The sequence below is a fragment of the Shewanella sp. KX20019 genome (genome assembly GCF_016757755.1).
Lineage (GTDB): Bacteria > Pseudomonadota > Gammaproteobacteria > Enterobacterales > Shewanellaceae > Shewanella.
This window is the reverse complement of record NZ_CP068437.1, coordinates 5,065,897-5,078,287: the sequence shown is the minus strand read 5'-3', so window position 1 is coordinate 5,078,287 and position 12,391 is coordinate 5,065,897. Positions and strand designations below refer to the sequence as shown.

The window sequence follows — 12,391 nt, the reverse complement described above, 5'->3', positions numbered from 1 at the left end:
CAAATTTGTCTGGAAACCATAGAGCTGTGGTCCCACCTGATCCCATTCCGAACTCAGAAGTGAAACACAGTATCGCCGATGGTAGTGTGGGGTTTCCCCATGTGAGAGTAGGTCATTTCCAGGCGCCTAATTTCTCGAAAGAGAGTATTAAGCCCGTTGCTAACGCAACGGGCTTTTTTACGTCTGCGATTTGTGGTTTTGAGCCATTACATGCAGGGTTTAATGACTCTGAGTATTGGCATTTATAGCTATGTGGTCAATATGCCCATGTGTCCACTTTGAGGAGGATAATAAGGAGTAGCTCATTTCCAGACGCGACTCTTTCTAAGATCGGTCTCGTAAGAGAGTGAATAGCCTGTTGCTAGCGCAACGGGCTATTTTATGTCTCCGATTTGTGATTTTGAGTCGTTATGTGCATGGATTAATGACTCTGAGTTTTGGCATTTATAGCAGTGTGGGTGACTTAATGATTCTGAGTATTGCTATTGACGGTAGTGTGTCTGATATGAACATGTACCCCCAGCAGAATGATAAATAGTAATTTATCTCCGCACCGACTCTTTCCTATATTGGTCTCGCAAGAGATGAATAACACGCTGCAATGCAATGGTTTTTGCATAACTTAAGAAAGTTAGAAGATAATTTGAAACCTAAGAATTTCGATTGCGTCGATCCTTTTTCTATTTTGCCGCGTAAAGCCATATTCACGTTAATAAAGCTAATTAATCTCAATTGGTTATTGCTATTACTGCTGACCTCTCCTAATTTAACTGCAATTAATCGCTAGGGATTGTCCAATGAAATTAGAAATGATTTGTACAGGTGAAGAAGTATTAGCGGGTCAGATTGTTGATACCAATGCAGCATGGTTTGCAAACACTTTGATGGAACATGGTGTCGAGTGCCAACGTCGGATTACTGTAGGTGATCGACTTGAAGATTTAGTCGCTGTTTTCAAGGAGCGAAGTACGGAAGCTGACGTCATTGTTGTCAATGGCGGCTTAGGCCCAACAAGTGATGACTTGTCCTCTGAGGCGATGGCATTAGCTAAAGGTGAACCGTTAGTGGAGAACTGCCTATGGCGCGAACGTTTAGAGGATTGGTTTACTCGTAATGGACGAGTTATGGCTGAGAGTAACCTTAAACAAGCATTATTGCCTGAGTCTGCAATTATGATTGATAACCCTGTCGGAACGGCATGTGGGTTTGCAGTTAAGCTTAATCGGGCTTGGTTGTTTTTTACCCCTGGGGTGCCATTCGAATTTAAGCAGATGGTTAAAGAGCAGTTTGTACCGTTTATTAAAGAAAGGTTTGAGATCGCCGGCGATGTTTCGCTACGTAAGTACTTAACGTTAGGGCAAGGGGAATCATCCCTAGCTGATGCGCTAGAAACCATTATTTTGCCGGAGGGAATAACCATTGGTTATCGCAGTTCAATGCCACATATTGAGATTAAGTTGTTTGCGCGTGGTAAATCAGCAATAAGCGAGTTGGATAAGGTCGAAGCACAGATCCGCTTTTTGTTAGGTACTGCGATTGTGGCCGATAATAAAAAGAGCTTAGCGGAAGAGATCCATTCGTTATTAGTTAGTTCTGGAAAGAGTCTTAGTGCTGCCGAGTCTTGCACGGGGGGAATGATTGCTAGCCAGTTGGTCTCGTTTGCAGGAAGTTCATCCTATTTTGATCAAGGGCTTGTGACTTATAGCAATGAGTCAAAAGTCAGGGTATTGGGTGTCAATGCAGAAACCTTGGACGATCATGGCGCAGTATCTATAGCGACAGTGGAGGAGATGGCCAAAGGGGCAAGAGGCATACTCGATAGCGACTATGCGTTAGCCACTAGCGGCGTAGCAGGCCCTACTGGCGGTACTGATGATAAGCCTGTAGGAACAGTTGCCATAGCGTTGGCTACCAAGGGTGGGGTTTATAGCCAGATGATTAAACTACCGAGACGTTCGCGTGATTTGGTTCGCAGCTTAAGTACTGCTGTTGCGTTTGATATGCTGCGCAGAGAGTTACTAGGTGAAGCGGTAATTGTTGACTACGGTTCAATCACTAGATTCAATAAATAGAGAAAACGGCAGCGATGAAAAACTCATTGCTGCCGTAATCAGGATCTATTCGTCAAACACTAACACTAGTTTACCCGGCTTAACTTCAATACGCTTTGTCATTTCAGCGATAAGGGCCTGATTTGATTCTTTTGTATCGAGTACATAAACAGGTTGAGTCTCTAAAAATTGAGTTAAAAATCCCATTAGTTGAGGCGCTATTGAGCCAATCGCTTTCTCAATATCTTTAGGCTGAGACTCTACTTTTACCAAATTTAGGTTCCGCAGGTAAACACTATTGTTACTTGCATCGTACCAAGGTTGTGCTTCAAATTTTGCAGTTATATCGGCACTAATGGGTAACATTGGATTACGCACCTTGACGCGAGTTGAAGCCATTACTGCCATAGTGTCTGGCTTCTCACCTAAAGTGACATCAATATCATTAACCTTGAGATCAATACCAAATATTTGATTACCCTGCTTGATCTCAAAATGCATTTCGTCACTAAGATAACCTTCTAATTCCTTTTCGGTAATACTGTATTGACTGACACAGCCAGTCAATAATAGTAATAAACCGCATAGAGCAATATTGAGTAATTTCATTAGCCAGTGTTTCTCATTCCTGCTGCCACCCCTGCAATTGTTAACATGAGTGCTAGCTGTACATTTTTAGACGTTTCCTCCTCACGGCGAGTACGGGCTAATAGTTCTGCTTGCAGGAAGTTGAGAGGATCAATATAGGGATTCCTTAATTCGACTGATTCTCTATTCCAAGGGGTGTGTGCCATTAAGCTTTCAGATTGAGTAAGCTCAAGCACTGCTTCTACACCAATCGCTAGACGTTCACGTAATTGAACGCCTAGATGGTGTAGTTCTTCGGGGACTAAGCAGGCCTCATAATATTTTGCCAAGTTAGGTTCGGCTTTGGCGTAAACCATTTCAAGCATGGAGATACGTGTTTTAAAGAAAGGCCACTGTTGCTCCATCTCTTGCAATAGAGGCAGTTCACCTCGTTGTGAGGCGGCTTTCAAGGCTTCGCCTGCACCTAGCCAGGCTGGCAACATTAAGCGATTTTGAGACCAGGCAAATATCCAAGGGATAGCACGTAAACTTTCAATCCCACCATCAACTCGACGCTTGGCTGGTCGGCTACCTAAAGGTAGTTTACCTAACTCTACTTCTGGCGTAGCTGCGCGGAAGTAAGATACAAAATCTGGCTCATCTCTAACGATGGCACGATAAGCCAGTACAGATTCGTCAGCAAGTTGCTCCATACAGCGACGCCACTCTGGTTTAGGCTCTGGTGGTGGGAGTAAAGTCGCTTCCATTACAGCTGATGTATACAAGGCTAGGCTCTGTACTGCCAACTTAGGCAGACCAAACTTAAAGCGGATCATCTCACCCTGCTCTGTGACGCGAATACGGCCGTCTACAGAACCAGGAGGTTGAGATAAAATAGCCTCATGTGCTGGTCCGCCTCCACGGCCGATAGTGCCGCCACGTCCATGGAATAGTGTTAGCTTAATATCGGCATCTTGGCTCACAGCAAGCAGCTTTTCTTGTGCGCTATATTGTGCCCAAGCTGCTGCCATCACCCCTGCATCTTTTGCGGAGTCAGAATAACCAATCATGACCTCTTGGATCCCCTTAGTGTATCCGCGATACCAATCAATGCTAAAGAGTGAAGACATGCATTGAGAGGCATTATTTAGGTCATCTAAGGTTTCAAACAGTGGCACCACTCGCATCGGATGAGGGCAACCGGTTTCTTTAAGCAATAGTAATACGGTGAGTACGTCTGACGGCTGGCTGGCCATCGATATAACGTAAGAGCCCATTGCTCGTGCTGGTTGTGTAGCGATTAAGCGACAGGTCCTGAGTACTTCTGCTACATCATCAGACCCTTGCCATGTCGCCGGGATCAATGGGCGCTTGCTGGTGAGCTCTCTTAGTAGAAAGGACTGTTTTTCTGCCTCTCCCCAATGTGCGTAATCACCCAAGCCTAAATATCGCGTTAACTCTGCAATGACATCTGCGTGACGCTGCGCATCTTGACGGATATCGAGCCTGAGCATGTGTATACCAAAACAGGCGATGCGGCGCAGCATATCGAGGAGTAGACCATTGGCAATCAGGCTCATACCGCTATCACTTAGACTCTTATAAAGCATCATCAGTGGTTCTTTAAGATCTTTCTCTTCCCAGATGATGTCATTTAAGTCAACTTCAGGGTGATGACCTTCAAGTCTGGCATTGAGGTAATCGATGGTTTTTCTTAGCTTCTGTCGCAGGCATTTGAGTACGTCACGATAGGGTTCGTTACTGTTGTTAGTGTATGCAAGCAACTCGTTATTTGCGGTTTCCATCGACAGATCATTGACCAGAAGTACCACGTCTTTAAGGTAAAGTCTGGCGGCAGTATGACGGTTTCTATCAAGAACTTCTTGAGTAACCACGGAAGTAACAAATGGATTACCATCACGATCGCCACCCATCCAACTGGAGAATCTTACTGGCGCAATATCAATGGGAAGTTGAGTATTTGTACGCTCTTCTACCTGCTGGTTTAATTGCCTTAAAAAGTCGGGGATAGCTTGCCATAACGACACTTCAATAGTGCTTAAGCCCCAGCGAGCTTCATCAACGGGGGTTGGTCGCTCATTGCGGATCTCATTGGTATGCCAAATTTGCGCGATAAGTTGACGTAAACGCAGATGGTGTTGTTTCTTCTCTTGCTCAGTTAATTGGGTGTTCTCTAACGCGGTGAGTGAATCAACGACAGCGGAATACTTCTGGATCAGTGTGCGTCGTGAAATCTCAGTAGGGTGGGCGGTTAGCACCAAATCGATATCGAGGCTCTTTAAGCAGTCGAGCATCTTCTCTTGATCGATATTACCACCTAGCATTCTCCCTAGCAGCTGCTCTACTGGGTCTGGAACACACACTAGTTCATCACAGTTACGGCTAATGGTGTGAAACTGCTCGGCAATATTGGCCAAGTTTAGGAATTGGTTAAAAGCTTTGGCAAATGGTACAAGTTCATCATCACTCAAAGAGGAGAGTAGGGTAAGCATCTCTTCGCGGGCGGCATCGTTACCCTGGCGTGAACTTTTAGAGAGATGGCGGATCTGTTCGATTTTGTCTAGGAAAGTGTCATCGAGATCGGTGCGAATAGTGTCACCTAAAATCTGTCCTAAGGTGCCAACGTTCGACCTTAGCGACGCATACATATCAACCATACGTGCTCCATTATTAGTAAGCTAATCGATCACAATACCTAGCGACTGTGCACTAGGCAATGATCTGGTTTGGGTTATCGTGTCTGAATGTGCTCTACCTCACCTTTCAATCCATTAATTATGGCGCTTAGAATTAGTTTGGACTAAATATCTGCCTTAACAACATGAGTTATTTTATACAGGCATGATATATCAGTTCTTTTAATAGCTGTTTAGTGCGATTGATATAATGCAGGTCAAGATACTCGTCTGGCTGGTGGGCTTGCTCGATACTGCCTGGACCGAGTACTAAAGTTTGACAACCAAGTTGGCGAATATAGGGAGCCTCAGTTGCATAGTTGACGACTTCAAGTTCATTATCTGACAGTTGCGCAACGAGCTTACTCCAACTAGCCTCTTTATTCTCTGCAAATGGCTCCGAGCCAGGGTATAGCGGTGCAACGCTAATGCAACCAGGGTACTGACTAGAGACTGGTGCCAAGTAGTTAGCAACCATTAGCTCTAAATCCTCAAGTGCCAGGCCTGGAATTGGACGAAGATCGATATGTAGATCGCAGCAGCCGCAAATTCTATTGGCAGCATCACCGCCGTGAATATGGCCAAAGTTCATGGTTGGGTAGGGGACGCTAAAAGCATTTTCGCGATAGTTATCTGCTAAGTGCTGTTTGAGTTTTAGCAATTGCCCAGTAACTAAATGCATAACCTCGATAGCGTTTAAGCCTTTAGCAGGATCAGATGAATGGCCACTACGACCTGTTACTCTTATGCCTTGAGTAAAATGACCTTTATGCATATAAACAGGCTTTAGACTGGTAGGTTCGCCAATAATGGCGTAATCGGGGCTGATGGATTTAGCGGCGGCAAAAGCCTTAGCACCATTCATAGTGGTTTCTTCATCCGCGCTAGCCAATATATGCAAGGGGCGTTTGAACTTATCCATTGGCAGCTCTTTTAAGGCTTCTAACACTAAAGCAAAAAAACCCTTCATATCGCAAGTGCCTAAACCGTACCAACGGTCATTCTTTTCAACTAGTTGGAAAGGGTCTTGACTCCAGCGCCCCTCATCAAACGGTACTGTATCGGTGTGCCCAGCCAGTAATAATCCACCTTTACCGCTGCCAAAAGAGGCAACAAAGTTGTGCTTATCACGGGTGTTGGCAACGGGCTGTGCTTGGCAGTTCATGCCTAAATCGGTAAACCAACTATGTAATAGCGCAATGACGGCTTTGTTGCTCATGTCATGCTGCACTTCTAATGCACTTATTGAAGGTGCTGCGATTAGCTGAGTGAAGCTACTCTTTATATCAGGTAATGTAGTCATTAAATAATACTCAAATATATATTCAATTATATTGCATAATTAATTTTGTGTGTTAGTCTATCAAACAGCTAAGATAAGTACCATATTTTGATGGCCTATAAATGAGAGTATATATGTTTAACCTAGTTCAATTATTAAATATTAAGGTCAATCCTACCCAATTCCTGCGACGATAAACTTGTCTTTAATGGTGTTAAGCCAGGGCTTAAGTTGTGCCCACTCTTTTTTTCGTTTTGTCATCTAAATTCAAGATAAAGGTTTTAAAGTCATAGACTATGAAAAATATAGCCATTATTGGTGCTAGCGGGTATACCGGCGCACAAATCACTGCTCTCATAAATGCTGAAGCGGACTTATCCATTCAAGGCCTTTATGTATCTGAAAACAGCTTAGATAAAGGTAAACCTCTTGCTGAACTTTACCCTAGCTACAGTCATATAAATTTTTGTTTAAGCCCATTAACCGATGATGCTAAAGCAGTCATAGTTGCACAGGCGGATGCTGTAGTATTAGCGACTGACCACGTGGTCAGTCTGCACCTTGCAGCTTGGTTCTATCAACAAGGGCTGGTGGTCTTCGACCTGAGTGGCGCATATCGTTTCGAAGCATTAGATAAATACCCTAAGTGGTATGGTTTTACTCATGAATACCCACAAGTTCTTGCTGATGCGGTTTATGGTTTAGCGGAATGGAATGCAGACAAAATTGCTAGCAGTAAAATGATTGCGGTACCGGGTTGTTATCCAACGGCATCACTTACAGCGTTAAAGCCCTTATCTCATTTACTGACAGATGTTTTCCCGGTGATTAATGCTATCAGCGGTGTGACGGGTGCGGGTAGAAAAGCACAGCTACATACTAGTTTTTGTGAAGTCAGCTTAACGCCATATGGTGTGCTGGGTCATCGACATCAACCTGAGATTGCAACGCAGCTCGGGCAGGAAGTCATCTTTACGCCTCATCTAGGCAATTTCAAACGCGGCATTCTTGCCACTATTACGGTGAAGTTAGCTCAAGGCACAACAGCCAAAGATATTGAGGCTGCCTACCAGTGCTATGACGATGCGCCACTTGTGACAGTAAAGCAGAACCAATTTCCTAAGATTGATGATGTGGTACAAACACCAAATTGCCTTATCGGTTGGAAGTATGACGCCGAAACAAATTATCTAGTGGTATCTAGCGCAATAGATAACTTAATGAAGGGTGCCGCGAGCCAAGCCTTGCAGTGCATAAAGATTCATTTTAAAAGGTTGTTAAATTAACCGGTTTGGAGTCAGATATGGCAACATTAAATACAGATAGCAATACAAAATCCAAACCTGTGATGGTATTAAAAGTGGGTGGTGCATTATTGCAGTGTGACATGGGCATGGCTCGTTTAATGGAAACGGCTGCAAAAATTATCGCTGATGGTCAACCGCTGATTATGGTGCATGGCGGAGGTTGCTTAGTCGATGAGCAGCTTAAAGCCAATAACATGGTGACCGAAAAACTGGATGGACTACGTGTGACACCTGCTGAACAAGTCCCTGTCATTGTCGGTGCACTTGCTGGAACATCAAATAAAATACTGCAAGCAGCTGCGATTAAGGCGGGCATTACTTGCTTAGGCATGAGCTTAGCGGATGCGGATATGATGACGGCAAGTATTAAAGACCCACAGCTGGGACTCGTCGGTGAAGTAGAACCCAATGATGCGAGCTATCTTGAGTTTGTACTGACGAAAGGTTGGATGCCCATTGTTAGTTCCATCGCTATTAGTGCTAAGGGCGAGATGCTTAATGTCAATGCAGACCAAGCAGCCACATCTTTGGCTAAACTTGTTGGCGGAAATCTTGTATTGCTGTCTGATGTGTCGGGCGTACTCGATGGCAAAGGACAATTGATCAGCAGTTTGAATCGAGCTGAGATTGCCGCACTCACTAAGATTGGTGTGATTGAGAAGGGCATGAAAGTAAAAGTCGAAGCAGCACTCGAAGTCGCTGAGTCGATGGGGCAAGCGGTGCAAATTGCATCTTGGCGTCATGCCGAACAACTTATTGCATTAAGCAACGGTGAAACCGTTGGTACTCAGATTCAACCTTAGGAGAGCGGTTTCATGGACCATTTATTATCAATTAAAGATCTATCCCAGCAGCAACTTTTGGACCTGCTAACACTAGCAAAAAATATCAAGGCCAATCCTGCCGATTATAGAAAAGCATTAGACGGCAAGAGTGTCGTCATGCTGTTCGAGAAGCCATCATTAAGAACCCGAGTCAGCTTTGATATCGGTATTAATAAGTTGGGCGGTCATTGTCTATATCTTGACCAACAAAATGGTGCATTAGGAAAACGTGAACCCGTATCTGATTTTGCAGCAAACATCTCCTGCTGGGCTGATGCCATCGTGGCGCGTACGTTTTTGCACTCAACCATAGAGCAGTTAGCTGAACATGGCACTGTACCAGTCGTAAATGCACTGTCCGATCTTTACCATCCGTGTCAGGGCTTGGCAGACTTTTTGACGTTGTCAGAGCAATATGAAGACGTGAGTAAAGTAAGGCTAGCCTATGTCGGTGATGGTAATAATGTGACCCATTCATTGATGTTTGGCGCTGCGATTCTTGGTGCTCATATGACGGTCTTGTGCCCACCTGGGCATTTCCCTGATGGCAAGGTTGTTTGTGAAGCACAAGCATTAGCCGCAAAACATGGCGGAACCTTAGTACTGAGTTCTGACGTTGAAGCTATCGCTGGCCATGATGCTATCTATACTGATACATGGATCTCTATGGGGGACAGCGCTTCAATGGAAGAGATTGAAGCGAAGTTTAAACCTTACCAAGTGAACGCCGAATTGATGGCTGCGGCAGGTGCAAAACACTTTATGCATTGCCTACCTGCTTATCGAGAAGTTGAAGCAACAACTGAGATTGTCGATGGCGCAGGATCGTTAATACTGCATCAAGCAGAGAACCGTATGCATGCACAAAATGCAGTACTGGTGACCTTATTAGGTCAGTAACAGCAAGTTAATGAATTTATATTTCGTTGAGTCTTCGACGAAAAAATATCAAGAATTAGGAAGTAGATATGTCAATCAAAGCTACGAAAACAGATGTTAAAAAAGTCGTGCTAGCGTATTCAGGCGGCCTCGACACCTCAGCCATTATTCCTTGGCTTAAAGAGACCTATGATAACTGTGAAATTATTGCCTTTTGTGCCGATGTTGGCCAAGGTGACGCAGAACTTGAAGGTTTGCACGAAAAGGCGATTAAATCGGGCGCATCAGAGTGCCATATCGTCGATTTAAAAGAGGAGCTGGTGGCTGATTATATCTACCCGACCATCGCGACAGGGGCGATTTATGAAGGGACCTATCTCCTAGGGACGTCTATGGCAAGACCGATTATTGCAAAGGCACAGGTCGAGGTCGCACGTAAAGTTGGCGCTGATGCTGTTTGTCACGGCTGCACTGGCAAGGGTAACGATCAGGTGCGTTTCGAAGGTTGTTTTGCTGCGCTAGCACCAGACTTAAAGGTCATTGCTCCATGGCGTGAATGGGAGATGGTTAGCCGGGAAGATCTGCTCGATTATCTTGCCGAGCGTAATATCGAAACGACCTCTTCAGTGACTAAGATTTATAGTCGTGATGCCAATGCCTGGCATATTTCTCATGAAGGTGGCGAGCTAGAAGATCCATGGAACGAGCCAACTAAGGGTGTGTGGACCATGACAGTTGCACCTGAAGATGCGCCAAATGCGCCTGAGTATGTCGCAATAGAAATTGAACAAGGCAAGATCACCAAGGTGAACGGTGAAGCACTTTCACCTTACAAAGCACTCATGGTACTGAATGAAGTTGCTGGTGCTCATGGTGTTGGCAGAATTGATATTACCGAGAATAGACTTGTTGGAATGAAGTCCCGTGGTTGTTATGAAACCCCTGGTGGCACGGTAATGTACGCTGCACTGCGTGCCATTGAAGAATTAGTACTTGATAAAACAAGCCGTGAATGGCGTGAACAAGTTGGCGCACAAATGGCACACCTCGTCTATGACGGTCGTTGGTTTACACCGCTTTGTGAGTCACTGCTTGGAGCATCGAAACCACTCGCGGATCTCGTTAACGGCGAAGTTATTATTAAGCTCTACAAAGGCCAAGCTAGCGCAGTGAAAAAACGTTCGCCTAACAGCCTATATTCAGAAGAGTTTGCCACTTTTGGCGACGATGATGTTTATAACCAGAAAGATGCTGAAGGCTTTATCCGTTTGTATTCGCTTTCGAGCCGGATCAGAGCGTTACACAATCACAATAAATAGCGTCGACATTGATAGATTAGTGATTTTAAATTTTTAGAACTATTCGGCGGACAGAGATGTCCGCCCAGCATTTAAGAGGAAGCCAAAATGGCACTATGGGGCGGTAGATTTAGCCAAGAGAGCAGTGCGCTGTTCAAACTTTTTAACGACTCTTTGCCAGTGGACTTCCGACTCATAGAGCAAGATGTTCAAGGTTCAATCGCTTGGGCCAGTGCTATTACACAAGTGGGTATTTTAACTGCCGATGAGTGTACGCAGCTGCATGCTGCGCTCAATGAGCTATTGCTAGAAACGTCAGATAATCCACAGTTGATTATTGCTTCTGGCGCTGAAGATATTCATAGTTTTGTTGAGCAGTCACTTATCGCTAAAGTGGGTGATTTAGGCAAGAAGTTACATACTGGGCGTTCACGTAATGATCAGGTCGCTACCGATCTTAAGCTTTGGTGTAAAAAAGAGGGTCAACAACAACTTGAGCTACTGGCTAAGCTCAGATCGGCGCTTATTGCGCTAGCAGAACGTGAAATCGATGCAGTTATGCCTGGTTATACTCATCTGCAAAGAGCACAGCCGGTGTTATTCGGTCACTGGTGTCTTGCCTATGTTGAGATGTTTGAGCGTGATATAAGCCGTTTACAAGATGCATTGAAACGTGCTGACACTTGCCCATTAGGTACAGGGGCATTGGCGGGAACCGCTTATCCTATGGATAGAGTTAAGCTTGCAGAGTCATTAGGCTTTGCTGGACCAACACTTAATAGCCTCGATACAGTATCTGACAGAGATCATGTGGTTGAGATCTGCAGTGATGCATCAATAAGCATGATGCACCTGAGCCGAATGGCAGAAGACTTGATTTTCTTTAACAGCGGTGAAGCAGGCTTTATCGAATTGGATGACGAGGTCACCTCTGGTTCTTCATTGATGCCGCAGAAGAAAAACCCCGACGCGCTTGAGCTTATTAGAGGCAAAACAGGTCGGGTCTATGGCAGCTTAGTGGGTATTCTCACGACAATGAAAGCATTACCGTTGGCATACAACAAAGATATGCAAGAGGACAAAGAGGGGTTATTTGATGTAATGGATAGCTGGGGGATCTGTTTAGAGATGGCGGCACTAGTGCTTAGTGGATTGCAAGTGAATCGCGCAAGAACACTGATTGCCGCGCAGCAAGGCTATGCTAACTCTACTGAATTGGCTGATTACCTCGTCGCGAAAGGAATGCCATTTAGAGAAGCGCACCACGTTGTCGGTGAGGCAGTTGTAACAGCCATTGCTAAGCAAACACCGCTTGAAGATCTGCCATTAGCAGAGTTGCAAGGCTTTAGCGACATCATTGAAGCCGATGTTTATGAGTGTCTAACGATTGAATCATGCTTGGCGAAGCGTGAAGCCTTAGGTGGAACATCGCTAGTGCAGGTTAAGTCGGCATTAACGGTAAAGCAGTCGAGCTAATGATCGCTTAA

General features: G+C 44.9%; 9 protein-coding genes and 1 rRNA gene. 7 read left to right on the top strand and 3 right to left on the bottom strand.

The features are described 5' to 3' along the window. Positions 1 to 8: 8 nt before the first annotated feature. A 5S ribosomal RNA gene (rrf, locus tag JK628_RS21955) occupies positions 9 to 124 on the top strand. A gap of 673 nt (positions 125 to 797) precedes the next feature. Beyond that, entirely contained in the window at positions 798 to 2,072 is a 1,275-nt protein-coding gene (locus tag JK628_RS21950; protein ID WP_202287010.1) for a CinA family nicotinamide mononucleotide deamidase-related protein, read from the top strand. Positions 2,073 to 2,117: 45 nt separating this feature from the next. Here the strand turns inward: JK628_RS21950 and JK628_RS21945 are convergent, their stop codons facing one another. The 3 genes from JK628_RS21945 to argE form a co-directional block, all read right to left on the bottom strand. After that, a complete protein-coding gene (locus JK628_RS21945) occupies positions 2,118 to 2,660 on the bottom strand; it encodes a DUF1439 domain-containing protein (RefSeq protein WP_202287009.1) in 543 nt (180 codons plus the stop codon). Continuing rightward, positions 2,660 to 5,296, bottom strand: a complete 2,637-nt coding sequence (gene ppc / locus JK628_RS21940) for a phosphoenolpyruvate carboxylase (protein ID WP_202287008.1) — start codon at positions 5,294 to 5,296, stop codon at positions 2,660 to 2,662. Before ppc ends, JK628_RS21945 begins: the two co-directional genes overlap by 1 nt. Before the next feature lie 169 nt (positions 5,297 to 5,465). Next, a complete protein-coding gene (argE, locus tag JK628_RS21935) occupies positions 5,466 to 6,617 on the bottom strand; it encodes an acetylornithine deacetylase (RefSeq protein ID WP_202287007.1) in 1,152 nt (383 codons plus the stop codon). 275 nt (positions 6,618 to 6,892) lie between these two features. Between argE and argC the strand changes: the two genes are divergently transcribed. The 5 genes from argC to argH all read left to right on the top strand — a co-directional run bounded on the left by argC (position 6,893) and on the right by argH (position 12,380). Next, on the top strand, positions 6,893 to 7,882 hold the full coding sequence (gene argC, locus JK628_RS21930) for an N-acetyl-gamma-glutamyl-phosphate reductase (protein ID WP_202287006.1): 990 nt from the start codon (positions 6,893 to 6,895) through the stop codon (positions 7,880 to 7,882). A 17-nt stretch (positions 7,883 to 7,899) separates the two neighbouring features. Continuing rightward, positions 7,900 to 8,706 (top strand): acetylglutamate kinase, encoded by an 807-nt coding sequence (argB, locus tag JK628_RS21925; protein ID WP_202287005.1) that lies wholly within the window; start codon positions 7,900 to 7,902, stop codon positions 8,704 to 8,706. A gap of 12 nt (positions 8,707 to 8,718) precedes the next feature. Further along, the gene (locus tag JK628_RS21920) at positions 8,719 to 9,627 is read left to right on the top strand and encodes an ornithine carbamoyltransferase (RefSeq protein WP_202287004.1); all 909 of its coding nucleotides are present in this window, start codon (positions 8,719 to 8,721) and stop codon (positions 9,625 to 9,627) included. Positions 9,628 to 9,695: 68 nt separating this feature from the next. Beyond that, positions 9,696 to 10,925: an argininosuccinate synthase gene (locus tag JK628_RS21915; protein ID WP_202287003.1), complete on the top strand. Its 1,230-nt coding sequence runs from the start codon at positions 9,696 to 9,698 to the stop codon at positions 10,923 to 10,925. Between the two features lie 87 nt (positions 10,926 to 11,012). Next, a complete protein-coding gene (gene argH, locus JK628_RS21910; protein WP_202287002.1) occupies positions 11,013 to 12,380 on the top strand; it encodes an argininosuccinate lyase in 1,368 nt (455 codons plus the stop codon). The last annotated feature ends 11 nt before the right edge of the window (positions 12,381 to 12,391 follow it).

Bases quoted from the DNA above. Each gene is read 5' to 3' on its own strand.
- argC (WP_202287006.1), top strand. From the start codon at position 6,893: ATGAAAAATATAGCCATTATTGGTGCTAGCGGGTATACCGGCGCACAA.
- argE (WP_202287007.1), bottom strand. From the start codon at position 6,617: ATGACTACATTACCTGATATAAAGAGTAGCTTCACTCAGCTAATCGCA.
- JK628_RS21915 (WP_202287003.1), top strand. From the start codon at position 9,696: ATGTCAATCAAAGCTACGAAAACAGATGTTAAAAAAGTCGTGCTAGCG.
- JK628_RS21950 (WP_202287010.1), top strand. From the start codon at position 798: ATGAAATTAGAAATGATTTGTACAGGTGAAGAAGTATTAGCGGGTCAG.
- JK628_RS21920 (WP_202287004.1), top strand. From the start codon at position 8,719: ATGGACCATTTATTATCAATTAAAGATCTATCCCAGCAGCAACTTTTG.
- ppc (WP_202287008.1), bottom strand. From the start codon at position 5,296: ATGGTTGATATGTATGCGTCGCTAAGGTCGAACGTTGGCACCTTAGGA.
- argB (WP_202287005.1), top strand. From the start codon at position 7,900: ATGGCAACATTAAATACAGATAGCAATACAAAATCCAAACCTGTGATG.
- argH (WP_202287002.1), top strand. From the start codon at position 11,013: ATGGCACTATGGGGCGGTAGATTTAGCCAAGAGAGCAGTGCGCTGTTC.
- JK628_RS21945 (WP_202287009.1), bottom strand. From the start codon at position 2,660: ATGAAATTACTCAATATTGCTCTATGCGGTTTATTACTATTATTGACT.